Source organism: Variovorax sp. 05L425, from assembly GCF_056397705.1.
This window is the reverse complement of record NZ_JBFTNY010000026.1, coordinates 1-21,796: the sequence shown is the minus strand read 5'-3', so window position 1 is coordinate 21,796 and position 21,796 is coordinate 1. Positions and strand designations below refer to the sequence as shown.

The 21,796-nt window shown below is 65.5% G+C and carries 20 protein-coding genes; 5 read left to right on the top strand and 15 right to left on the bottom strand.

Features of this window, described 5'->3' with window-relative positions; all coding sequences use genetic code 11:
• Window positions 1-2: 2 nt before the first annotated feature.
• The 6 genes from AC1DN9_RS24455 to AC1DN9_RS24430 form a co-directional block, all read right to left on the bottom strand.
• Window positions 3-1,265 (bottom strand): dihydrolipoamide acetyltransferase family protein, encoded by a 1,263-nt coding sequence (locus tag AC1DN9_RS24455; protein ID WP_478104363.1) that lies wholly within the window; start codon window positions 1,263-1,265, stop codon window positions 3-5.
• Window position 1,266: 1 nt separating this feature from the next.
• Entirely contained in the window at window positions 1,267-2,280 is a 1,014-nt protein-coding gene (locus AC1DN9_RS24450) for an alpha-ketoacid dehydrogenase subunit beta (RefSeq protein WP_478104362.1), read from the bottom strand.
• Between the two features lie 2 nt (window positions 2,281-2,282).
• Window positions 2,283-3,521 carry a thiamine pyrophosphate-dependent enzyme gene (locus AC1DN9_RS24445; RefSeq protein ID WP_478104361.1) on the bottom strand — a complete coding sequence of 413 codons (1,239 nt, stop codon included), beginning with the start codon at window positions 3,519-3,521 and terminating at the stop codon, window positions 2,283-2,285.
• Window positions 3,522-3,616: 95 nt separating this feature from the next.
• Window positions 3,617-4,063 (bottom strand): outer membrane lipoprotein, encoded by a 447-nt coding sequence (locus AC1DN9_RS24440; RefSeq protein WP_478104359.1) that lies wholly within the window; start codon window positions 4,061-4,063, stop codon window positions 3,617-3,619.
• Between the two features lie 111 nt (window positions 4,064-4,174).
• Entirely contained in the window at window positions 4,175-5,437 is a 1,263-nt protein-coding gene (locus tag AC1DN9_RS24435; protein WP_478104358.1) for an MFS transporter, read from the bottom strand.
• Window positions 5,438-5,542: 105 nt separating this feature from the next.
• Window positions 5,543-6,274, bottom strand: coding sequence for a hypothetical protein (locus AC1DN9_RS24430; RefSeq protein WP_478104357.1), 732 nt, complete (start codon window positions 6,272-6,274; stop codon window positions 5,543-5,545).
• Between the two features lie 162 nt (window positions 6,275-6,436).
• On the opposite strand from AC1DN9_RS24430, the gene AC1DN9_RS24425 reads away from it, so the two are divergent.
• The 3 genes from AC1DN9_RS24425 to AC1DN9_RS24415 all read left to right on the top strand — a co-directional run bounded on the left by AC1DN9_RS24425 (window position 6,437) and on the right by AC1DN9_RS24415 (window position 10,000).
• Window positions 6,437-7,405, top strand: a complete 969-nt coding sequence (locus tag AC1DN9_RS24425) for a Bug family tripartite tricarboxylate transporter substrate binding protein (RefSeq protein WP_478104355.1) — start codon at window positions 6,437-6,439, stop codon at window positions 7,403-7,405.
• Between the two features lie 4 nt (window positions 7,406-7,409).
• Entirely contained in the window at window positions 7,410-9,143 is a 1,734-nt protein-coding gene (locus AC1DN9_RS24420) for a dipeptidase (RefSeq protein WP_478104354.1), read from the top strand.
• Window positions 9,144-9,205: 62 nt separating this feature from the next.
• Window positions 9,206-10,000 (top strand): enoyl-CoA hydratase, encoded by a 795-nt coding sequence (locus AC1DN9_RS24415; protein WP_478104436.1) that lies wholly within the window; start codon window positions 9,206-9,208, stop codon window positions 9,998-10,000.
• 18 nt (window positions 10,001-10,018) lie between these two features.
• Here the strand turns inward: AC1DN9_RS24415 and AC1DN9_RS24410 are convergent, their stop codons facing one another.
• The 7 genes from AC1DN9_RS24410 to AC1DN9_RS24380 form a co-directional block, all read right to left on the bottom strand.
• Entirely contained in the window at window positions 10,019-12,052 is a 2,034-nt protein-coding gene (locus AC1DN9_RS24410; RefSeq protein ID WP_478104352.1) for a pyrroloquinoline quinone-dependent dehydrogenase, read from the bottom strand.
• Between the two features lie 38 nt (window positions 12,053-12,090).
• Window positions 12,091-14,253 carry an amylo-alpha-1,6-glucosidase gene (locus AC1DN9_RS24405; protein ID WP_478104350.1) on the bottom strand — a complete coding sequence of 721 codons (2,163 nt, stop codon included), beginning with the start codon at window positions 14,251-14,253 and terminating at the stop codon, window positions 12,091-12,093.
• A complete protein-coding gene (locus tag AC1DN9_RS24400) occupies window positions 14,250-15,308 on the bottom strand; it encodes a glycosyltransferase family 4 protein (protein ID WP_478104348.1) in 1,059 nt (352 codons plus the stop codon). Before AC1DN9_RS24400 ends, AC1DN9_RS24405 begins: the two co-directional genes overlap by 4 nt.
• Window positions 15,309-15,412: 104 nt before the next feature.
• Window positions 15,413-15,544, bottom strand: coding sequence for a hypothetical protein (locus AC1DN9_RS24395; RefSeq protein ID WP_478104346.1), 132 nt, complete (start codon window positions 15,542-15,544; stop codon window positions 15,413-15,415).
• Between the two features lie 115 nt (window positions 15,545-15,659).
• Window positions 15,660-15,926: a hypothetical protein gene (locus tag AC1DN9_RS24390; protein WP_478104344.1), complete on the bottom strand. Its 267-nt coding sequence runs from the start codon at window positions 15,924-15,926 to the stop codon at window positions 15,660-15,662.
• A gap of 104 nt (window positions 15,927-16,030) precedes the next feature.
• On the bottom strand, window positions 16,031-16,789 hold the full coding sequence (locus AC1DN9_RS24385; RefSeq protein ID WP_478104342.1) for a Crp/Fnr family transcriptional regulator: 759 nt from the start codon (window positions 16,787-16,789) through the stop codon (window positions 16,031-16,033).
• 320 nt (window positions 16,790-17,109) lie between these two features.
• A complete protein-coding gene (locus tag AC1DN9_RS24380; protein WP_478104340.1) occupies window positions 17,110-17,826 on the bottom strand; it encodes a Crp/Fnr family transcriptional regulator in 717 nt (238 codons plus the stop codon).
• Between the two features lie 257 nt (window positions 17,827-18,083).
• On the opposite strand from AC1DN9_RS24380, the gene AC1DN9_RS24375 reads away from it, so the two are divergent.
• Window positions 18,084-18,242, top strand: coding sequence for a DUF3309 family protein (locus AC1DN9_RS24375; protein WP_478104338.1), 159 nt, complete (start codon window positions 18,084-18,086; stop codon window positions 18,240-18,242).
• A 61-nt stretch (window positions 18,243-18,303) separates the two neighbouring features.
• On the top strand, window positions 18,304-20,022 hold the full coding sequence (locus tag AC1DN9_RS24370; RefSeq protein WP_478104337.1) for a SagB/ThcOx family dehydrogenase: 1,719 nt from the start codon (window positions 18,304-18,306) through the stop codon (window positions 20,020-20,022).
• Between the two features lie 23 nt (window positions 20,023-20,045).
• On the opposite strand, the gene AC1DN9_RS24365 is transcribed toward AC1DN9_RS24370, so the two are convergent.
• Together AC1DN9_RS24365 and AC1DN9_RS24360 are read right to left on the bottom strand one after the other, a co-directional pair.
• Window positions 20,046-20,315 (bottom strand): hypothetical protein, encoded by a 270-nt coding sequence (locus AC1DN9_RS24365; protein WP_478104335.1) that lies wholly within the window; start codon window positions 20,313-20,315, stop codon window positions 20,046-20,048.
• A 49-nt stretch (window positions 20,316-20,364) separates the two neighbouring features.
• Window positions 20,365-21,492: an ATP-binding protein gene (locus AC1DN9_RS24360; protein WP_478104333.1), complete on the bottom strand. Its 1,128-nt coding sequence runs from the start codon at window positions 21,490-21,492 to the stop codon at window positions 20,365-20,367.
• Window positions 21,493-21,796 lie beyond the last annotated feature (304 nt).

The following is a 21,796-nucleotide window of genomic DNA, read 5'->3' as shown; positions in this document are numbered from 1 at the left end:
TGCTAGTCGACGAACAGCAGCGCAGGCTCTTCGAGCATCGCGCGCATCGACTGCACGAACCGGGCGGCGTCCATGCCGTCGACAACCCGGTGATCGAACGATGACGACAGGTTCATCATCCGGCGCGAGACGACGGCTCCGCCGCGCAATACCGGGCGTTCGACGATCCGGTTGACTGCGACGATGGCAACCTCGGGCCGGTTGATCACCGGCGTCGATACGATCCCGCCGAGCGCGCCGAGGCTGCTGATGGTGATCGTCGAGCCGCTCAGTTCCGCACGCGTCGCGCGGCCCGCCCGCGCGGCTTCGACCAGGCGCGCCAATTCGGCGGCCATGGCCCACACGTCGCGGGCCTCGACGTGTCGAACCACCGGCACGACGAGCCCGTTCGGGGTCTGCGTCGCGATGCCGATGTGCACCGCGCCGTGGCGGGTGACGACGCCCGCTTCGTCGTCGAAGAGGGCGTTGATCTGCGGGCACTCGCGCGCCGCCAGCACCGTCGCGCGCATGAGCAGGGGCAGCAGGGTCAGGTGCCCTCGCTCGGCGTTCCATTTCGTGTTGAGCGCCGCGCGCAGGGCCTCGACCTCGGTGACATCGACCTCTTCGACGTAGCTGAAGTGCGGGATGCGACGCTTCGATTCCTGCATCTGCAACGCGATGCGGCGGCGCAGGCCGATGACGGGCACCGCCTGCTGGTCGTTGCGTTCGGCGCTGCCTGTTCCGGGCGCACGGTCCGGCGGCCGCGTGCCGTGCGCGGCAACGTGCGCGTCGAGGTCGGCGTGCACGATGCGGCCGGCAGTGCCGCTGGCCGCGACGTCCTTCAAGTCGACGCCCAGTTCCCAGGCTCGCCTGCGCACTGCCGGTGAGGCGATCGGACGGTCAGCCGCGGCCCCGGCGGACAGCGACGCCGGTCGTGTCGGCGCCATCGCAGGCACCGATGGCGTGGCGGCTCGGGCCGCGGCGGGCGCGCGTGCCGGGGCGGCCAATGCAGGCGCAGCCACTGGCGCGCTGGCGTCGTCGGCCCGCTCGATGCGGATCAGCTCGGCGCCGACCGCCAGGATCTGTCCGACTTCGCCGCCAAGCGCCATCACGCGGCCAGCGACCGGCGAAGGGATCTCGACGTTGGCCTTGTCCGTCATCACGTCGGCCAGCCCCTGGTCCTCGATGACCGCGTCGCCGGGCTTGACGTGCCAGGCCACGAGTTCGACTTCCGCGATGCCTTCGCCCACGTCGGGCACCTTGATCACATGGATGCTGCCCGGCATTTCAGGTCTCCATCGCGCGCCTGAACGCTGCAGCCACGCGTGCCGGGCCCGGGAAATAGGCCCATTCCAGCGCATGCGGATACGGTGTATCCCAGCCAGTCACGCGTTCGACGGGCGCCTCCAGGTGATAGAAACAGTGTTCCTGCACCAAGGCCACGAGTTCCGCCCCGAAGCCGCTGGTGCGCGTCGCTTCGTGGGCAACGACGCAACGGCCGGTCTTCTTGACGGATGCGACGATCGCCGCCAGATCCAGGGGCCAGAGACTGCGCAGATCGATGATCTCGGCATCGACACCGCTTTCGGCCGCAGCCGCTTCCGAGACATACACCATCGTGCCGTAGGCCAGCACGGTCAGGTCGGCACCGGTGCGGAACACCGCGGCCGCATCGAGCGGCACTGTGTAATGACTTTCGGGCACCTCGCCGAGCGCGTGCTGCGACCAGGGCACCAACGGTCGGTCGTGATGACCGTCGAACGGGCCGTTGTACAGCCGCTTGGGTTCGAGAAAGATCACCGGGTCGTCGTTCTCGATCGACGAAATCAACAGACCCTTGGCATCGTAGGGATTGCTGGGCATCACGGTACGAAGACCGCAGACATGCGTGAACAAGGCTTCCGGACTCTGGCTGTGTGTCTGTCCGCCATAGATGCCGCCGCCGCAGGGCATGCGGATCGTGAGTGGTGCGCTGAAGTCGCCGGCCGAGCGGTAGCGCAGCCGCGCCGCCTCCGACACGATCTGGTCCGAGGCCGGGTAGAAGTAATCGGCGAACTGCACTTCGACCACCGGGCGCAGTCCGTAGGCCGCCATGCCGATCGCCGAGCCGACGATGCCGCCCTCGGAGATCGGGGCATCGAAAACGCGCGAGCGGCCGTACTTCTCCTGCAGGCCTTCGGTGCAGCGGAAAACACCGCCGAAGTAGCCGACATCCTGACCGTAGATCACGACGTTCGGATCGCGCTCGAGCATCACGTCCATCGCCGAGCGCAGGGCCTGCACCATGGTCATGCGCGCCATGGTCAGCTACGCGCCTGCCGCAACTGCTCTTGCAGATGCGCCGGCATGTCCTTGTAGACGTCCTCGAACATCGACTCGATCGGCGGGACATGACCGTCGATCAGCGTGCCGCCATAGCGCTCGGCCTCCTTCAGTGCAGCGGCGACGTCGGCCTCGACCTGCGCTTGCGTGCGCTCATGCTCTTCGTCGGACCAGGCGCCCAGGCCGCCCAGATGCTGCTTCAGCCGCGCAATCGGGTCGCCCAGCGGGAAATGCTGCCAATCGTCGGCAGGCCGATAGCGCGACGGGTCGTCCGACGTCGAGTGTGCGCCAGCGCGGTAAGTGACCCATTCGATCAGCGTAGGCCCGAGATTGCTGCGCGCCCGCTCGGCCGCCCAGCGCGACGCGGCGAGCACCGCGAGAAAGTCATTGCCATCGACGCGCAGCGAGGCGATTCCGCAGCCGACGCCGCGGGCCGCGAAAGTCGTTGCCTCTCCGCCGGCAATGGCCTGAAAGGTCGAGATGGCCCACTGGTTGTTGACGACGTTGAGAATCACCGGCGCACGGTAGACATGCGCGAAGGTGAGCGCCGTATGGAAGTCGGCCTCGGCGGTGGCACCGTCGCCGATCCACGCCGAGGCGATCCTGGTGTCACTCTTGATCGCCGAAGCCATGGCCCATCCGACCGCCTGGATGAACTGCGTCGCCAGATTGCCGCTGATCGAGAAGAAGCCGGCTCGCTTGTATGAGTACATCACCGGCAACTGGCGCCCCCTCATCGGATCGTGCCCGTTGCTCATCAACTGGCAAACCAACTCGGTCATTGGAATGTCGTCGCGCGCCAGCAGCAGCCCCTGCTGGCGGTAGGTCGGAAAACACATGTCGCCCGGCTGGATGGCGAACGCATGGGCCGTTCCGATGGCTTCCTCGCCCAGGCATTGGATGTAGAACGAGATCTTCTTCTGCCGCTGGGCAATCAGCATCTTCGCGTCGAAGGCTCGCGTCTTCATCATTGCGCGCAGACCGCGCTTGAAAAGCGGCACGTCGGACTGCGGTGCCCACGAGCCGACGGCGCGGCCGTCCTGGTCGAGCACGCGCACCAGCGTGAAAGCGAGGTCGGCAGTGTCGACCGGTGACACGTCGAGCGCCGGCTTGCGCACGGCGCCGGCAGGCGACAGGTGGAGGTAGGAGAAGTCGGTCTCGTGACCCGGTCGCCCGGTCGGCTCGGGCACGTACAAGCGCAGAGGTTGCGGCGATGTCATCTTCGTCCCTCGGCGCGGGCCTGTCACGCCATCGGGAAAGTATGCGCCACCCGGCGCATTGGAGGAACAGGAACGGCTTCCGGCCGAAGCGACTGCTATTGAGGAATGACGCGGGCTGCGTCGCCGTTGCCCTGGATGAACACCCGCTGGCCCACACGCAGGCCGGGGGTGACCGGCTGGGTCACTTCGACCAGCACGCCGCTGTCGGTGCGAACGAAGACTTCCTGCCCTGGCATTGGCTGCGCGGCCCGGTTGGCGATCTCGGCGCCGGCCATGGTTCCGCCCACGGCGCCCGCGACCATGGCGACATCGCGTCCCGTTCCTCCGCCGATCAGGCTGCCCAGGCCGACGCCGGTGAGGCCGCCGACGACGGCACCCACACCCGTGTGCGCCGGGCTTCGAATGGTGGTCGGCGTGATCTGCTCGATCTTGCCCTGCCTGATCGACATGGGCGCCGATTGCGGACCGCCGGGTGCGGCGCAGGCGGTCAGGACAAGCGCAGTGGCGAGAGCGGCAATGCGGGAGAAGAGAGGGAATGCCATGGAGATCGATCCTTGTGTATGACTGTCAGCGCGACAGTTTGGACTCGATTCGCGTCGGCACGAGCATGTTCGGCCGGCTTCCTTCTTTGGCTGTCTTCTGCTAGACAGGGCCTAGCGCTGTCCGCGCCAGTTCAGCACGGCGCCGACCGCCATCAGCACACAGGTCGCCAGGAACACGAAGCGCATTCCGAAATGCCCGCCGACGAAGCCGCCGAGCAGCGGCCCGACGACCTGCCCGGTGTATTGCGCGGACACCGAGTAACCCAGCATGCTGCCCGCCGATCGCTCGGGCACGCTGTGCCGGATCACATGCGCGATGCACGGCAGCAGGCCACCAAGCGACAGGCCCATCAGAAAGCGCAATGCGACCAGTTGCCAGCTTGCGGTGACGAAAGCCTGCGGGATCAGCAGCACCGCGGATACCGCGAGGCAGCCCACGATCACGTTCCACGCCCCCACGCGGTCGGCGAGCTTGCCCAGGCGTGCGGCCGAGAGAATGCTCCCCAGGGCCGCGGCGGACATGACGAGGCCGGCGACCATCGTGACATGGCGCGGGTCGCCGACGAGTTGCTGCACGTAGACAGTGATGATCGGCTCTATCGACATGTTCGCCAACATCAGCAGCGTGCCGGTGACGAACATGACGATCACGGGCCGCTTGTTCTCGATGCTCGACCAGCCGCCGCGCGACTTCGCCGTCTTCGCGACGGGCGGCTTCTTGTCTTCGCGAATCAGAAACAGTGTTGCCAGGAAGGCCACGAAGATGACCGCGCCCGCTGCGAAGAAAGTCCAGCGGATGCCGATCAACGGCGGCAGCGCGCCGCCGATGAGCGGGCCCGCCAGGCTGCCGGCCATGATGGCCGACGACAGCGTGCCGAGCGCCCAGCCGGAGCGTTCCTTGGGCGTCTGCGTGGCGATCAGCAAGGTCGAGCCCGAGGCATAGCCGCCGAGGAAGCCCGCGAGCAGTCGCAGTCCCACAAGCTGCCAGACGTTCTGTGCGGTGCCGATGAGCGCCATGGCGACGGCCATGCCGAGGCTTGCGCGGATCAGCATCAACTTGCGGCCGTACAAGTCGGCGAGGCGACCCCAGAGCGGCGCGACGAATGCCGCGGACAGAAAGGTCGCGCCATAGGCTGCGCCGGACCATTGCGCGATGCCCGCGGGATCTTTCACGCCGAGTTGCTCGACGAAGAGCGGCAGGAACGGCAGCAGCAGCGTCATCGCCACGATCGTGGTGAACGAGCCGAACATGCAGACGTAGAGGTTGCGGCGCCAGTGCGAATCAGCGGGCGAGGCCGCTGCGGATTGCGGATCGGGACGCGTCGAGGGAGGAGTCGTGGAGGGGGTCGCGGAGGGGGTCGTGGAAGAGGACATGGGCACGCAGGCATCTTAGGACGATGCTCCTGCACGAGCCGTGCTCATCGGCGGGGTGGACCATCGCGCGGCGCGACGGATGCCGGGCCCCGTTCGGCCCGCCGTTCAAAAGCCCAGCGTGGGGTTGCGACGGGCCTCGTCGCGCCGGCGCTCCTCGCGCACGAGGTTGCAGCGCGGGTGGCGGGCGTATTCGGCCTTGTCGCAATGCGCGGCCTCGCAGCGCGCGGCAAAGACGAAGTTGAGCGTTTCGCAGCCATGGCGCGGATCGAGAGCCACCTGACGTGGGGGCGCTGCCGCGCGCGGTGGCGACCGACGGTCGGGCTCGGTCGGAGCGGCCAAGGCGACCGGCGGCGCGGGCGCGACGGGCGCCATGGCGGGGCCGGGCGAAAGTTCGATCTCGCCCGGCGCCAAAGACGCGACAACCGGAACAGGGTCGGCGGGCTTGGGCGCCTCGGGCTTCACCGGCGCGACGGCGACCGCGGCGGGCGCAACCACCGCCGGCTTGGCGGCAACGCTCACCGCGCTCACCGCGCTCACGGCGCTTGCGACGCGCGCGGCCTTGGGCGGCTCGCGCGTTGCCTGCGCATACCAGCCCACGGTCAGCGCCGCGACAAGCAGTGCCACGCCAAGGGGAAACAGGGGTTCGCGCACCGCGCGCCTCGTGACGGCCGCCAGCCGGGACGACGGTCGGGCGGCGGCCTCTGCGTCGCGTGTCCGCATGGTCTCCAGCAAGGAGGGCGCAGTAGCCACGAAAGCGGGCAGCTTGCGGGCGCAGCCGTGACAGAACATCGCGGCATCGCGATTTTCGGTGTGGCAGACGGCGCAGATCACGGCCATTCAAGACTCCGGTGCGTTGGCAAGATGATGCGTCACTTTCGTTGCACGGCGCTGCAATGTCTGCCAGTCGCTTCCTACTTTCTGCCCGATCGTCGAACGGCAGAATCCGTGGCACCCCGCGTTAGCATCACCCCCAAAACCCTACATCACCTGGAGACACCCATGCAATTGTTTCGCCGTCTTTCGTTGGCAGTCAGTCTCGCCGCGGCATTCGCTGCCGGCAGCGCGGGCGCGCAGACCTGGCCTACCAAGCCGATCCGTCTCGTCGTGCCGTTCTCGGCCGGCGGCGCCAACGACCTGATGGCGCGCGCCGCCGCCGAAGGCGCTTCCAAGGTGCTCGGCCAGCCGATCGTGGTCGACAACAAGCCTGGCGCGGGCGCCATCCTCGGTGCGGACATCGTGGCCAAGAGCGCACCGGACGGCTACACCTTCCTGGTGAGTGCCGCGGGCGTGATTTCCAACAGCATGATCAAGAAGACCATGCCCTACAAGGACGGCGAACTGGTGCCGGTCGCATTGATCGGCCTCGCGCCCTCGGTGGTGGTCGTGCCGGCCGACGCGCCCTACAAGGACCTGAAGGAATTCGTCGCGGCGTCGAAGAAGGCCGGCAGCGGCTTCCACTGGGCGACCGCCGGCACCGGCAGCACGCCGCATTTCGTCGAAGGCATTCTTGAAACCAAATACGGCGCCAAGCTCGACGTGGTGCCTTACAAGAGCGGTTCCGAATCCATCACCGCGGTGCTGGGCAGCCAGGTCGAGGCCACATCGGAGGCCAGCATCGTGGTGCTGCCTTATGTCAAGAGCGGCAAGCTCAAGGCGCTGGCCGGCACATGGACGCAGCGCATTTCCGCCTACCCCGAGCTCCCGACGGCGAGCGAGGAAGGATTCCCGGAAATCCGCATCGCGCACTGGGCCGGCGTGCACGCGCCGCGCGGCACGCCCGACGCGATCCTCGACAAGATGGCCGATGCGATCGACAAGGCGATGAAGATGCCGGCGACGGTGGAACGCCTCAAGAGCATGGGCATCGAGCCCATCGGCGGGACGCGTGCCTCGTTCGTGAAGTTCGTCGACGAAGAGCGCACGCGACTCGGGAATGTGGTCAAGGCCACCGGCATGAAAGAAGACTGATGCAATGACAACCCGCAAGACCCTTCGCGCGGTGTTGGTGCCGGCGGCACTCGTGCTTGTGCTCGCGCACCCTGCCTTTGCCGACACCATCAAGAAACCCGAACTCGACAAGCTTGCGGCGGCACAGCAGGCGGCGCCTTCGGCCAGCTTCCGCGCGTTCCTCGCGCAGGCGGCCAAGGCTGATCCGCGTCTCAAGCCTGCCATCGCTGCCTATGAGCGCAAGGAGCCGCTTTTCGGCGACGACCTGACCAACATCAGCCGGCTGCTCGGGCTCTACAACCGCCTGCACAACCAGAAGGCGGTCATCGAAACCCTGGACGCGATGGTGGCGCTGCCGACCGTGCGGGACGACAAGGTGCCGCCGCACGAAAGCAAGCCTATCGTCGAGTTCGGCCAACTGGTCGAAAAGACGGCGCGGGACTTCGGCCTGCAATACCGCAACGTCGACAACCGCATCTTCGAAGTCAAGCTGCCCGGCCACGGCAAGGAGGAGTTCGGCATCCTCACGCATGCCGACGTCGTGCCTGTCGTGGCGGATGAATGGGTGCTCGACGACGGCACCCGGCTCGATCCGTTCAAACTCACCCGTGTCGGCGACTATCTCTACGGCCGCGGCACCATCGACGACAAGGGCTCCATCGCCGCTGTGCTGTATGCGATGAAGGCCGTCCGCGAAAGCGGCTTGCCGATGAGCCGGACCATCCGCCTCATGATCGAGACGACCGAGGAAACCGGCGGCGACGGCATGAAGTACTACCGCGCCAAGACGCCGCTGCCGGCCTACAACATCGTGCTCGACAGCAAGTACCCGGCGGTCGTGGCGGAAAAGGGTTCGGGTGCGCTCAAGGTGTTCTTCCCGGTGGAGACTGCGGACGCAACGGCGACCGCCGTCGTGGCGATGACCGGTTCGGCATCGGCCAACGCGGTGCCGCAAACGGCCACTGCGACGCTGAAGGGCGGCGATCTCGTGCAGGTCGCTGCGAGACTGGAGTTCGCCAGCAAGCCCTTCGTCCAGAAATACGAGAGCCAGGGCGGCAAGTTCAGCATCGATATCGTCAAGAGCGCCGATGCCGTCGAGGTCAAGGTCACCGGCGTTTCGGCCCATGGCTCGCGGCCGGAGGAGGGCGTCAATCCCGTGCCACGGCTCGCGCTCTTCCTGAAGGAATCGGGCCTCGTGACCGGCGCCAACCACTACACGAAGGCGATCCAGTACATCAACGAGCTCTATGGCACCGGCTACCTCGGCGAGAAGATGGGCGTGGGCTATCGCGACGATTTCATGGGTCCGCTGACCTTGTCGCCGAATCTCATCCGCGAGAAGGACGGCAAGCTGGAGGTGACGACCAATGTGCGCATGCCCCGCGGCAACACGCCGGAGAAGCTCACAGCCGCCATCCGCGAAAAGATCGACGCCTGGGCCACCGCGAACCAGGCGAAAGCCGAGACCGACTATGAGCAGGGCGACTGGATGGCTCGCGATCCAAAGGGTGCATGGCTGTCCACGCTGCTCAACATCTTTGGCGAAACCACCGGCCTCGAGGCCAAGCCGGTGCCCACCGCGGGCAGCACCACCGCCAAGCTGATGCCCAACGCGATCAACTTCGGGCCGGCGATGCCGGGGAAGAAGTACACCGCGCACAACGCCAAGGAATACAAGGAAGCGCCTGATCTCGACGCGGACATGCAGATGTTCACCGAGATGCTGGTGCGGATCGGAAACCTGAAGAAGATGCAGTAGGTGCTGCTCGCGTCAAACCTGTCCTGGAGGTGCGTTCGATGAAGACCGATATGCCCGAGAAGATGCCCGAGAAGACGCCCGAGCCGACTCGGATCGTCGTGCGCGAGGATCTGCGCGGTGTCGCGACGCTGTGGCTCAACCGCCCGGCGCAATTCAATGCGCTGTCGGAGGCGATGCTGGACGCGCTGCAGGCGCAACTGGATGCGCTGGCCGTCGACCGCGAGGTGCGCTGCGTGGTCATCGCGGCCAAGGGCAAGGCCTTCTGTGCGGGGCACGATCTTCGAGAGATGCGCGGCAAGCCTGAACTGGCCTACTACCAGGCGCTTTTCGCCCGCTGCAGCCGCGTCATGCAGGCCATCCAGGCGCTTCCTGTGCCTGTCATTGCGCGGGTGCACGGCATTGCGACGGCCGCGGGGTGCCAGCTCGTGGCCAGTTGCGACCTGGCGATCGCGGCGCAGTCGGCCCGATTCGCGGTGTCGGGGATCAACGTCGGTCTCTTCTGCTCGACACCGTCGGTGGCGCTGTCACGGAACATGTCGGCGAAGCGTGCGTTCGACATGCTGGTCACCGGGCGCTTTGTCGACGCCGCAACCGCTGCGGACTGGGGCCTGATCAACGAGGCCGTTGCCGACGAGGCCCTGGATTCCGCCATCGCGCAGAAGGCCGCCGAGATTCTTGCAAAGAGTGCCGCCGCAGTGCGCTACGGCAAGGCCATGTTCTATCGGCAACGCCAGATGGCGCTCGCCGAAGCGTATGCCTACGCCGGCGACGTCATGGCGCGCAACATGATGGAAGAAGATGCCGGCGAAGGCGTCGATGCATTCCTGGAGAAGCGCCCGCCCAAATGGGCGTCCTGACTTGATCGGACCACCCACTCAACGTGGACTGACGCGACGCCCGCGTCGCCGGCGCCAGCGCCGCAGTAGAGCGACAAGAGCGATGACTCCCGCGATGATGGCGCCGATCCGCAGCGCCGCGCGACCGCCGGGCTGATCAATCGTCCGGTCCCACAATGTCCGAGGGGATTCCCCCGACACGGGCAACGCAAAGGCGACCACGGCGTCGCTGGTCTCTGTTCCGACCTCACCGTGGCCGCCGGCGGCGACGACGACATACTGTCGTCCGTGCCAGACATAAGTCATCGGCGTGGCCATCGCCGACGCGGGAAGTCGGCCACGCCACAACTCGACGCCGCTCGTCGAGTCGAACGCGCGCAGGTAACGGTCCATCGCTGCGCCGATGAACACCAGGCCGCCGGCCGTCGCGACGGGTCCTCCGAAGTTCGGCGTCCCGGTCGACAGCGCGATGCCAAGCGGGAAGAGGTCTTCGGTCGTCCCGAGCGGCGCCTCCCAAAGGATCTTGCGCTGATTCAGGTCGAGCGCAGCGATCGTTCCCCAGGGCGGCGGGTTGCAGGGCATCCCGATCGGCGAAAGCAGCGTCTCCCGAATCATCCCGAACGGCCCTCCGGACTGCGGGCTCACCTCCTTGCCCGGGTTCGCCGCCTTGGTCGCCGCGAAGTCGGCGCGCGGGATGAGTCGCACGACGTGAGCGGCTCGCGTCGTGTTGACGAAGACGACGCCGCGCGGATCGACCGCCACGCCGCCCCAGTTGGCGCCGCCGCCGGTCATCGGAAAGATGATCGTTCCCTGCACGCTCGGCGGTGTGTAGAGGCCTTCGCTGCGCAACGAGGCGATGCGATCGCGGCACGCACCGCGGTCCCACGACGTGTAGCCGTACGCGTTGTCCGCGCGCAGTGTCGACGGCACGAGCGCCGGCATGTCGGAAGGAAAGGTCTGAGTCGGCGAGAGCATCTCGCCGGGTGCGCCGCCTTGTGGCACGGCACGCTCCTCCACCGGGAAGACCGGCGCGCCGGTGTCGCGGTCGAGAACGAAGACGAAGCCTTGCTTGGTCGCCTGGACGACGACGTCGCGAGGGCGGCCGGCGATGGTCAACGTGGTCAGCGTCGGCTGCGCCGGGAGGTCATAGTCCCAGACGTCATGCTTGACGATCTGGAAGGCCCAGGCGAGCGTGCCATCGGACGCGTGCAGCGCGACCACCGAATTGGCGTGTTCGTTCGCGCCCGGGCGCAGACCGCCGTAGAAATCCGGGCTGGGACTCGACGTCGGCAGGAAGACCAGGCCGCGCTTTGCGTCCACCGACATCGGCGGCCAGACGTTTGCCGCGCCCGTCGTCGTGCCGGGTTGCGGCACGAGTGGCTCCCAGCTCCAGCGCGGCTTGCCGCTGCGCGCGTCGAATGCGCGCACGCGCCCCGAGGGCGCCGAGACGCGGGCGTTGTCGGCGATCGACGAACCGACGACCACGACGTCGCCGACCACGACCGGCGCCGACGACACCTGGAATTCGCCCGGCCAGAGAAGCTCGCCGGCGTCGATCTCGATTTGGCCGCCGTTGCCGAAGCCGGCGCAGCTCCGGCCGGTGCGCGCGTCGAGTGCGATCAGGCGCCCGTCGGTCGTCGCGCTCACAACGCGCAGCGCGCAGGACGCGTCGGCCGGCGCCGCGGGATCGCGCCACTGCGCGACGCCGCGACAGTTGAAGCGATTCGCAGGCCGCCGATCGATCGCGACCTTCGGGTCGTAGCGCCAGGCCTCGGCACCCGTCGCCGGGTCGAGAGCGATGATCTCGTTGAAGGACGAGCACAGCACGAGCTTGTCGGCGACGAGGATGGGCGTCGTCTCGAACTTCACACGACGCATCAGCGCTGCAGGGCGGCTCAACGCGTCGCCGGTGCGATAGAGCCACTGTTGGCGCAACTCGTCGACGTTGGCGGGCGTGACGAGCGCCGCGTCGCTGTAGCGTCGCCCGCCGGCGTCGCCGCCATACTCCGGCCAGTCAATGTCGGGCGACAGGGCTCCCGGCGCGGCGACAGGGCACGACAACGCAGCCGTCACGCCAAGAATGAAGGGGGCGAGGGGACGTCGTACGCGTTTCACAAACGCAGATCAACTTGCAGGTGATCCGCCCCCGACTGCCGCGAGACCGTCGCCTGCACATTGCCACCCCTGCGGCACAAGCTGAGGTCGACGGCGCCTTGGGGCAAGCGCAGGTCGCGCAGCACAAGCGCATCGATCTCGTCGGGCAGAACCGGTTGCTCAACCACAATGCGTCCGTGCATGGCGTCTATGTCGATGCCCAAGCAGCCCTGCAGCAACATGAACACCGAGCCGGCGGCCCAGGCTTGTGGCAGGCATGCCACCGGATAGGAGACCGGCGCCTCACCATTGACCCTTTCGAAACCGCAAAACAGTTCGGGCAGACGCATACCCATCAAGCTGGCACATTCGAACATCTCGCTCGTCAATCGCGCCGTGCTGTCCCGCTCGCCGTAGCGCGCCATGCCGGCAGCGCATAACGCCACGTCGTGGGGCCAGACGGACCCATTGTGGTACGACATGGGGTTGTAGCGAATGGCCTTGGACGACAGCGTGCGCAGCCCCCATCCCGACTCGAGGCCGGCAGCAAGCAGTTGGCGCGCTACAGCCCGGCCGCGCTCGGCGCCTGGCAATCCCACGTACAGCAAGTGCCCTGGGTTGGAGGCATAGACGCGACACGGCGCACCGGCACCATCCAGCGCCAGGGCGTAGAACTGCATGTCTTCCTGCCAGAAGCGCGCCTCTACCCGCTCCCGCCAGGCCTCGGCTGCCTCCGCGTAGGGCGCGACTGCCGTGTCATGCCCAAGCCACTTCGCCAGCAGCGCCATTCCTTTCAGTGCAGCGACCGCGTAGCCTTGAACTTCGACCAGCGCAATTGGCCCTTCGGGCGTGCGCCCATTCTCGTGGAAGATGGCGTCGTGGCTGTCCTTCCAACCCTGGTTGGCCAAGCCGGAAGCCTGCGCACGCGCGTAAGACAGAAATCCGCCATACCGACTCGCATTGCCCAGAATCCAGGCGGTCGCGGCCACCAGCGCAGGCCACAGTTCCGCGATGAAGGACCGATCCGCGGTGCGCCGGGCATATGCAGCCGCCAACGCAACGAACAACGGCGTTGTGTCCACGCCGCCATAGTAGCGGCCGAAGGGTAGTTCACCCATCGCCGTCATTTCGCCCTTGCGCAGTTCATGCATGATCTTGCCGGGCTCCGCATCGTGAAAGGCAGACGTCTCCCGAGCCTGATGACTGGCCAGGTAGGCCAACACGCCGCGCGCGAGGGATGGCTTGAGCCAAAGCGTTTGCAGCGCGGTAATGATTGCGTCGCGACCGAAGGGGGTCGAGAACCAAGGAATGCCAGCATAGGGATAGGGCCCTGTCGGCAGTGCAGTGGTCAGCAACGCAAGGTCGGCTTCCGACCGATCCAGCCAGGCCTGGAACTGCCGGGCGGATGTCCGCACGCGCGCACCGGCGCGCTGACGAGTGCGCATGCTGCGACGTGCGGCAGCGCTCGCGGCTCGAAACTGCGCGCGCGTCGGTGCCAGCGCAGCCGGGCCGATGTCCACATACAGGACAACATCCTCGCGACCGTTCAGGACAAGGTCGAAGCGGCAGCGTTTCTCGTCGATGGCTGTAGGCTGGATCGAGAACACCACGCGGGTTCGCCGCTCCACGCCATCCAGCCCTCGGTATCCCAATTCGACGCCCTTGCTTTGCACCCTGGCGGGCAGAAATTCGCCCCGCCGGGAGCGGCGCTCCCCACGCACCTCGAAGGTGTCGCTGAAGTCTGCACCGTAGGCCAAGCTGAGCTGAAGGCGTGTGACCGCTATGCCGTAGTTCCTCAAGGTGATGCTCTCGCGTAGCAGCCCGTCCCACAGGAGGCGACGCCGCTCGATGTGCACCACGCCCTGCGGCAAGGATTCGTCCCCTAGCGGGGGCAGCGGTCGGTTGGTGGCATGCGCGGTGAAAAACACGTTGTCACGGCTGACCGCGCTGGACAGCAGGGTCGGCCGTACGCCTCCCAGCAACAGGTAGAAGCTCGACAGCAGGCGTGTATCTTCCAGAAAGAAGCCATCGCCCGAACCCGCGATGTCGCCATAGGGGTCGGCAACCACGAAGCCGTCGCCATCCTTGAGGACGTAGAGATGCTCGGGCGTGCGCGGCTCCGATGCGTTCGCCGTTGCGGGCTGAGGGTGCGGCACTGCCTGCGGATGGGGCGTGTTCATGCCACCTCGATTTCGTGCAGACGGTGGTTGCCAGCGAGTTGCCAATACAGGCGGGCGTAGCGCTTGGCCATCGCCTGCGCAGTGAAGCGCTCATCGAACGCTCGGCGCACGCGTGCGCGCGACAGCTCTCCGATACCGTGCACTGCCTTCACGGCCCCAGCGATGTCGTCGACGATGAGACCCGAGACGCCGTGCTCCACCACCTCCGGGACCGAACCGCAACGCCAGGCGATGACGGGTGTGCCGCACGCCATCGCCTCGATCATCACCAGGCCAAAAGGCTCGGGCCAGTCAATCGGAAACAGCAACGCCCGCGCGCCACCCAGGAACGCGCTCTTCTCGGAGTCGCCGATCTCGCCCACGAAGTCGATCAGCGGATGGCCCAGCAGGGGCTGGATGCACTCGTCGAAGTAGACGCGATCCACGGCGTCCACCTTGGCCGCAATCTTCAGGGGCACACCAGCCGCGATCGCGATCTCGATCGCCCGATCGGGTCGCTTTTCCGGCGAAATCCGCCCCAGGAAGGCGAGGTAGCCCCTTTGGGCCCGTGGACTGAACTGGTAGTGATCGGGCAGCATGCCATGTTGCACCGTGGCGTACCAGTTGGCATCCGGCAGCGGGGCGCGCTGGCTGCTGGAAATGGACACCAATGGATACGAATGCCAGCGTGCATAGACGCCGCGCAGGTCGTCGATGTCGAGCCGACCATGCAGGGTCGTGAGCGTGCGTTCCGGCATGCCCTCGAAGAAGGGAAAGTGGATCAGGTCGACGTGAAAGTGGATGACGTCAAATGCATCGGCACGCCGTCGCACCTCGTGAATCATGGTGAGGTGGCTGGCCAGGTCCGAGTTCAGGCGCCCGCGGTCCAGCCGCAGAGGCCGGGCGCGTGTCGCGACCAGCCTGGCCTTGGTCTGTGTCTCGCCGGCGGCGAACAGCGTGACCTCGTGGCCCTGATCGACCAGAGCGTCCGTGAGATGGGCCACCACCCGCTCCGTGCCGCCATACAGTTTCGGCGGCACCGCCTCGTACAACGGGGCCACCTGTGCAATCCTCATGTCATTGTTCCGATCCAGTGCTGGTTGCGATGCGCGCGATGCGCATCACAAGGTCCGATTCCGGGTTGCGCGGCCATTCCTGATGGGCGCGATGTCTTCTGGCGCTACTCGATGCCCTTTCCGGTCGGCTCGTGCAGATCGTGCTCGCGCACCAGGATGGGCTCGACGGAGCCGGCTGCGAAGCGGCGACGCACCGCGTCGTCGATCTCCTGTGAATGAAGCGCGTAGGTGTCCATCGGCTCATCATCACTGGCGCTTGGCCGATAGCAGTAGTGCAATGTTTCCCTGCCAATGCGCGCACCGACGAACTCGCCGTCAATGGGGACCCAAAAATGGACGGACCCCGATGGTTCATGAAAGAAGGGAGGGTTCGACATCATCGGTCCTGGGATTGCTTTCGCGGTCATCGATCCAGAGCGCCGCTTTTGTTTCAATCGCCCGGATGGCATCGCTGCCATCGGCGAATTGCTTGCACGACATGATGTGGCACTTGCATGCCTCGGCGAAATACAGCGTCGCGCCGGCAGCCACTGTGCCTTCGAAAGATACGTTCGTGAGGTTGCTGCGTATTTCCCAGCCGTGATAGGGGAGTCGCTTGGAGTCGCTGTCGTAGTCCATGGTGTTTGCTCGAAAAGGGCGGCGCCCAATCTCCCCTTGTAGAGCCGCGGCCGGTTCTCGTCTGTTCGTCAGCGCACAGAACACACCCTTTCCTTCGCGCGAAGTCAGAGCAGTCCCTCGTAGCTTTTGCTGTCCGCTGCATAGCAGGCACAGGCCATCGCTTCGAGTCCTGGGCGATCGAGCACCTTGAGGGTGCCGCGGCTGTATTCGATCAATCCGTGGCGCTGCAAGCCACCGGCGGCCAAGGTGATTCCAACGCGGCGCACGCCCAGCATGTACGCCAAAAACTCCTGGGTGACATGGAAACTGTCGGCGTGGGCGCGGTCCTGGCTCATCAAGAGCCAGCGCGCAAGCCGTGGACCGATCTGATGAAAGCGCAGGCACGCGGCCGACGCTGCCAACTGGGACATCGAGACATGGGTGTAGCGGTCCAATATGCGCCGCAGCGCCGGGCGAGCCCCAAGTTCGCGACGGAAATCAGCGGCCTTGATTTGCCACGCGGCACCAGCGCCTTGCACCACCGCGTGCAGCGGCGCGTTCACAACGCCAAGGGCAAGTTGCAATCCCAGCATGCCTTCGCGGCCCACCATGCCGACTTCCATGCCCGGATGGTCGTCGATTCGCGCAATCAGCGAAATGAAGCCGTCGACAGGAAAGTAGACGTGCGTCGTCGCCGAGCCTGATTCGTACAGCACTTCACCCAGCGACAGCTCGACGGATTCGCAGACCGTGAGCAGAGACCGGCGGTCGTTGCGCGGCAACAGTTCGATGAGATGGTTCTCGGCGGCGGCCAAGGCGTTCTCCCGGTGCTTGGATACGCCAGTCTGCGCGAAGCCGCGAGGCTCGACTGTGTGCCAGCGCACAGAGCAGCAAATGAATTGCCGCGCTCCCTATGAGCGGTACCGAACAGACGCGGTGCGCGTTCCCGGTCAAAGTGCGGCTTGCGCCCCGTGGCTCGGGGATGCAGGGGTCGATATGGTGATCGTCATCAGAGAGGTACCGCGGGAGGAACGCCCCGACTTGGTCATCAACTGGCTGCGCGCCTCCATTTGGGCGCTTGTGGAGGGTCGACCCTATTGCGTCGTGGCCTTGCAAACGAACGCGGAGCATTCTGCACAAGAGAGCCTGCGCAGAGATCGCGAGGCCACTTGAGCCTTGCCTCCAAACGTCTCGACGGCTGCTTCTAGATCGCGACCTGCTTTGGGAGGAGCCTGTCGTATTCTTTCTTGACCACCGCGTAGCACTCGCACGAGCGCTGTTCGAGCCCTGGACGGTTCAGCACCGAAATGCGCCCTCGCGAGTAACTGATCAGGCCTGCCTTTTGGAGCTTGAGCGCGCCCTCGGTCACGCCTTCACGACGCACGCCGAGCATGTTGGCGATCAGCTCCTGGGTCATCACGAGCTCGTTGCCCTGCAGCCGGTCCAGGCTCAGAAGCAGCCAGCGGCACAGTTGCTGGTCGAGCGAATGGTGCCGGTTGCAGACCGCCGTTTGCGCCATCTGCGTGATCAGCGCCTGGGTGTATCGCAGCAGCAGGTGCAGAACCGGTCCAGCCCGGTTGAATTCCTCCTTGAGCACCTGGGACTTGAGCCGGAAGCCGTGACCGGCGCTTTGCACGACCGCTCGACTGGGCGTGGACTCGCCGCCCATGAAGAGCGAGATACCCACGATGCCCTCGTTGCCGACGACTGCGATCTCCGCGGATGCGCCGTCCTCCATCACGTACAGCAAGGAGACGATGGCGGTGGTCGGAAAGTAGACGTGGCTCAACGTGCTGCCAGACTCGTACAGCACCTGTCCCAGCGGCATCTCGACCGCTTCCAGCTGCGGGAGCCAGCGCCGCCATTCAGCATCGGGAAGCGCCGAAAGCAGCTGGTTCTTTCTCGGTTCGGGCATGGGCATAGTCTTTCTGTTCGCTATCGCACAGATCGACCTTGTAATGTACGGCGGCGCACAGACGAGTGGCACGCATTGTTCCAAGCTCCGATACGACAGTCTGTCGGCGCTGGTAGAGGTTGCTTCGGCACCCGCCCATCGAGGGCGGTTCCTCGATGCCGACGACTGTTCCCATTTTCCCCGGCGGGCGACGATGTCCCCGTCGGGCTTTTTGGGTTCCACGGCCGGCACGCATCATGGACATGCATATTTAGGAGAACCGTATGAGCCTCGGCACTATCTTGTTGATTGTCCTGGTCCTGATGCTGATCGGCGCCTTTCCCTCGTGGCCTCACAGTAGCAGTTGGGGCTACGGGCCCGTCGGCGGATTGGGGCTGGTATTGGTTGTCGTCGTCGTACTGGTGATGACGGGCCGGGTGTGACAAAGGCGCGCGCTGTCGCCTTCATCCAGGTGGGCGATGTCGTCGAGGTGCTTTGACCCCGATGGACGACGCCGACAAACTCGAAGCGGTGCTGCGCTATCACGAGCGCACCAAGCACCAGTTTCACCGCTATGCGCGTTCCGCCGGCGCGCTGGATTGGGTGAACCAGCCCAACCCGTTCCGTCGATACGAGGGGGCGCCGCTCACGCAGTTTCCCATCCTTGTGGCGGACGAAGAGCCGGTGTCGCCTCGCTACGAGGACATCTATCGGTGGGGCTCGGTGCCGAGCGCGCCGCTCACGATCCGCTCGCTGTCGCGCCTGTTCGAATACGCGCTGGCGCTGTCGGCCTGGAAGCAGGCGGGCGGCACGCGGTGGGCACTGCGCAGCAACCCATCGAGCGGCAACCTGCATCCCACCGAGGGCTATCTGCTGATCGGCGTGTTTCCCGGGCAGGCGCTCGCGCCCGGCCTGTACCACTACGCGCCGAGTGAACACGGCCTTGAACGGCGCGCGCATGGTTCCGCCGAATGGTTCACGCTATTGATGCGGGAGTTTCCCCCTCAGGCCTTTCTGGTCGGCCTCTCGTCCATCCACTGGCGCGAAGCGTGGAAGTACGGCGAACGCGCATTCCGCTATTGTCAGCACGACGCGGGCCATGCCATCGGCACGCTTCGCATCGCCGCCGCGACCCTGGGTTGGAGCGCGGTCGTGTTGCACGGCCTGGCAGATGAAACCATCGAAGCCTTGCTGGGGCTGAACCGCGCCGAGGACTTCGCAGGCGCCGAGCGCGAACAACCGGAACTCGTCATGCTCGTCTGGCCGAGCGATTCGGCGGGGCCGTGGTGTGCGGGCCCGCAGCGCGCGCTGCCGCTCGGCCTTGATCCGCTGCTGGCGCGCGAGCTCACGAAGCAGGACTGGTGCGGAACCGCGAACCGGCTCAGCCGCGACGACCCCGTCGCATGGACCGTCATCGACGAGGTGGTGCTCGCCTCACGCAAACCGATGGGACAGCGAGATGCCTTGGACCTGTTCGACGCACCTGCCCCGGCGCATTCAACCGCAGCGTTCCCAGACGGGCCGTCGGCCGGGCAGATCATCCGCCAGCGGCGCAGCCTCCTGGCCTGCGACGGCCGGACATCGATCACGCCCAAGCGCTTTTACGGCATGCTCGCGCGTGTGATGCCACGCGTGGAAATGGAAACGAACCAGCGGCCACCACCCTGGGATGCCATTGCCTGGGAGCCGCGCATCCACCTCGCCTTGTTCGTTCATCGGGTGGACGGACTCGAGCCAGGGCTGTACGTACTTGTCCGCGACCCGGCCAAGCTGGACAAGCTGAAGCGCGCCATGCATCAGCACTTCGACTGGTCTACGCCCCCTGGATGCCCGGCGGACCTTCCCCTTCGCAGGCTGGAAAGCGGCGACGCGCAGCAGCTTGCGACGCAAGTGAGCTGCTTTCAGGACATCGCGGGCGATGGGGTCTTTTCGCTCGGCATGATCGCCGAGTATCGAGACGCCTTGTTCACGCACGGGCCCTGGTTCTATCGCCAGCTCTTTTGGGAAACGGGGGTGATCGGGCAGGTGTTGTATCTGGAGGCCGAAGCGGCGGGCATAGGTGCCACGGGCATCGGCTGTTTCTTCGACGATCCGGTGCACCGGGTGTTCGGTTTCAGCGACCTGGAGTTCCAGTCGCTCTATCACTTCACGATCGGCGGCCCGGTGGAGGACAGCCGACTTACCACGCTGGAGCCCTATGGTGTGAGCAGTTCACGCACTTGAAGCAAGCAATGCGTCGTACTTCATCAGGTCTGTGCCTGGGTCGCGAGACGCCCCGTCGCCAACTTCATGCCAAGGTCGAATGCCTCGTGAAGGCTGTTCGCCTTGTGCTGCGTGGGGGTCTCCGTCAGTCGATCGGTGCCCCCCTGGTTGTGGTGAAGATAGACATGAAACATCCATTGGTCTTCGCGGATGTCGTACCCAGCCACAACTTCAAAGCGGGTACCCTGGTAAGTGCCCTGCATCACGTGACGCGGCCCCGTTTCGGTCTGCAAGAGATTCTCGATTTCTTCCATTGAGATCGTCTCCGGTGAATGCACAGAGTATGGACTGTCGAAACCATCGCTAGTCAAACATCCTGCGCGGAAGCTTGATGGTGAAGACACACCCCGTGCCAGGTACGTCTCGAACGGTCAAGATGCCTCCGTCAGCCTCCACGTTTCGTCGCGCGATGGAAAGACCGAGTCCTAACCCGCTCTTGTTGTCACCGACCTGGACAAAGGATTGGAAGATGCGTGAGGTAGCTCCTGGAGGAAGTCCTCCGCAGTGGTCCTTGACGTCGATCAAAACATAGTCGCCTTCTGCGTAGGCGCTCAGTGTCACCTCGGTGTGGGCGTGGGTGAACTTGAAGGCGTTCTGCAGCAAGTTCACCAAGGCCGCCAGGAGACGCTCCCGATTCCCGGAGATGCCTAGCGCGGCATCGACGTCGAGGACCGAGAACGTGCAGCCCTTGCCGCTCGCCTCGAGCGAGGCGGCATTCCTGGCGTCCGCGACGAACAACGCGACCGAAAAGGGCGCCTCCTGCGGAGCTTCGGCTGTGCCCCTGACCTGAGACAGCGACAGGTTGAGCAGGGCCGCTAACGAAGTCAGGCTCCTTTTCAACACGGCGCCGGTTGCACCACCGATTGGAACTCTTCCCGATTCCAGGGCCGCGAATGCAAGCGTTGCAGTGTGCAAATAATTCCGCAGCTCATGGACCAGCATGCCGAGGCGCTCGTTCTCCTCGGCAGTCTGCTGAAGTGCCATGCTGGCGTCCCGCCAGACGGCGAATTCCGTGACCGCGTCGGCGATGGCGTTGTCGAGGCAACGGTTCAACGTGCGGAATTCGTCGACGGAAAACGGCGCATCGAGCTCCACCGCGAGGTCCGTGATAGCTTGGCAAAGGTCGCCGTAGTCATGCACCACCTGGTCGACGGTAAACCCCAGCTCCAAGAGCGCCTTGCCGTGCGCAGCGGCGCTCAGGCCCATCTCGGACAATTCGCTCGCATCACCGCCAGCGGCGCCGGAAATCCGGAAGCTCTCGCCAACATCACCGTCTTGTCGTGCTTCCAGCGCTCTCATCAACTGGTCCAAGAACAGCGGAATTCCGTTGGCGAGCTGCGCTTCGGTCGCGGCCCGTCTGGGTCGGTGCGCGACCTTCACCTTGCAACGTTCAATCAACTCCTCTCGGTGGTTGAATAGAAATTGATGCATGTGGTCCTCCGTCAGTGGCCCCGGGTCCCCGACATCGTGAATAGGACCTCTGGTGGAGGGGATGAGTTCCAGACGCTGATTCCTCAAGCCCAAAACAGGAGCCTTGCCGCACTCCACGCCACCCGGGGACCTCTGTGCGCTAGCTGTGAAGCTTCAATAGGTTGTATCCGGTGTTCATCCGGATTGGGTTTGAGAGACTGGAAGTCGCCAAACACCCAATCCACCCAGGACGCCCAACCGGATGAACAGCCATAAGCATGCCCGACTTACCTTTGCCCGCCGAATCGAGATGGAATCGAGATGG

What these genes read in the sequence shown, in the direction of transcription:
- AC1DN9_RS24455 (WP_478104363.1), bottom strand. Translation starts at nt 1,265, where the DNA reads ATGCCGGGCAGCATCCATGTGATCAAGGTGCCCGACGTGGGCGAAGGC.
- AC1DN9_RS24450 (WP_478104362.1), bottom strand. Translation starts at nt 2,280, where the DNA reads ATGGCGCGCATGACCATGGTGCAGGCCCTGCGCTCGGCGATGGACGTG.
- AC1DN9_RS24445 (WP_478104361.1), bottom strand. Translation starts at nt 3,521, where the DNA reads ATGACATCGCCGCAACCTCTGCGCTTGTACGTGCCCGAGCCGACCGGG.
- AC1DN9_RS24440 (WP_478104359.1), bottom strand. Translation starts at nt 4,063, where the DNA reads ATGGCATTCCCTCTCTTCTCCCGCATTGCCGCTCTCGCCACTGCGCTT.
- AC1DN9_RS24435 (WP_478104358.1), bottom strand. Translation starts at nt 5,437, where the DNA reads ATGTCCTCTTCCACGACCCCCTCCGCGACCCCCTCCACGACTCCTCCC.
- AC1DN9_RS24430 (WP_478104357.1), bottom strand. Translation starts at nt 6,274, where the DNA reads ATGGCCGTGATCTGCGCCGTCTGCCACACCGAAAATCGCGATGCCGCG.
- AC1DN9_RS24425 (WP_478104355.1), top strand. Translation starts at nt 6,437, where the DNA reads ATGCAATTGTTTCGCCGTCTTTCGTTGGCAGTCAGTCTCGCCGCGGCA.
- AC1DN9_RS24420 (WP_478104354.1), top strand. Translation starts at nt 7,410, where the DNA reads ATGACAACCCGCAAGACCCTTCGCGCGGTGTTGGTGCCGGCGGCACTC.
- AC1DN9_RS24415 (WP_478104436.1), top strand. Translation starts at nt 9,206, where the DNA reads ATGCCCGAGAAGACGCCCGAGCCGACTCGGATCGTCGTGCGCGAGGAT.
- AC1DN9_RS24405 (WP_478104350.1), bottom strand. Translation starts at nt 14,253, where the DNA reads ATGAACACGCCCCATCCGCAGGCAGTGCCGCACCCTCAGCCCGCAACG.
- AC1DN9_RS24400 (WP_478104348.1), bottom strand. Translation starts at nt 15,308, where the DNA reads ATGAGGATTGCACAGGTGGCCCCGTTGTACGAGGCGGTGCCGCCGAAA.
- AC1DN9_RS24395 (WP_478104346.1), bottom strand. Translation starts at nt 15,544, where the DNA reads ATGGACACCTACGCGCTTCATTCACAGGAGATCGACGACGCGGTGCGT.
- AC1DN9_RS24390 (WP_478104344.1), bottom strand. Translation starts at nt 15,926, where the DNA reads ATGGACTACGACAGCGACTCCAAGCGACTCCCCTATCACGGCTGGGAA.
- AC1DN9_RS24380 (WP_478104340.1), bottom strand. Translation starts at nt 17,826, where the DNA reads ATGCCCATGCCCGAACCGAGAAAGAACCAGCTGCTTTCGGCGCTTCCC.
- AC1DN9_RS24375 (WP_478104338.1), top strand. Translation starts at nt 18,084, where the DNA reads ATGAGCCTCGGCACTATCTTGTTGATTGTCCTGGTCCTGATGCTGATC.
- AC1DN9_RS24370 (WP_478104337.1), top strand. Translation starts at nt 18,304, where the DNA reads ATGGACGACGCCGACAAACTCGAAGCGGTGCTGCGCTATCACGAGCGC.
- AC1DN9_RS24365 (WP_478104335.1), bottom strand. Translation starts at nt 20,315, where the DNA reads ATGGAAGAAATCGAGAATCTCTTGCAGACCGAAACGGGGCCGCGTCAC.
- AC1DN9_RS24360 (WP_478104333.1), bottom strand. Translation starts at nt 21,492, where the DNA reads ATGCATCAATTTCTATTCAACCACCGAGAGGAGTTGATTGAACGTTGC.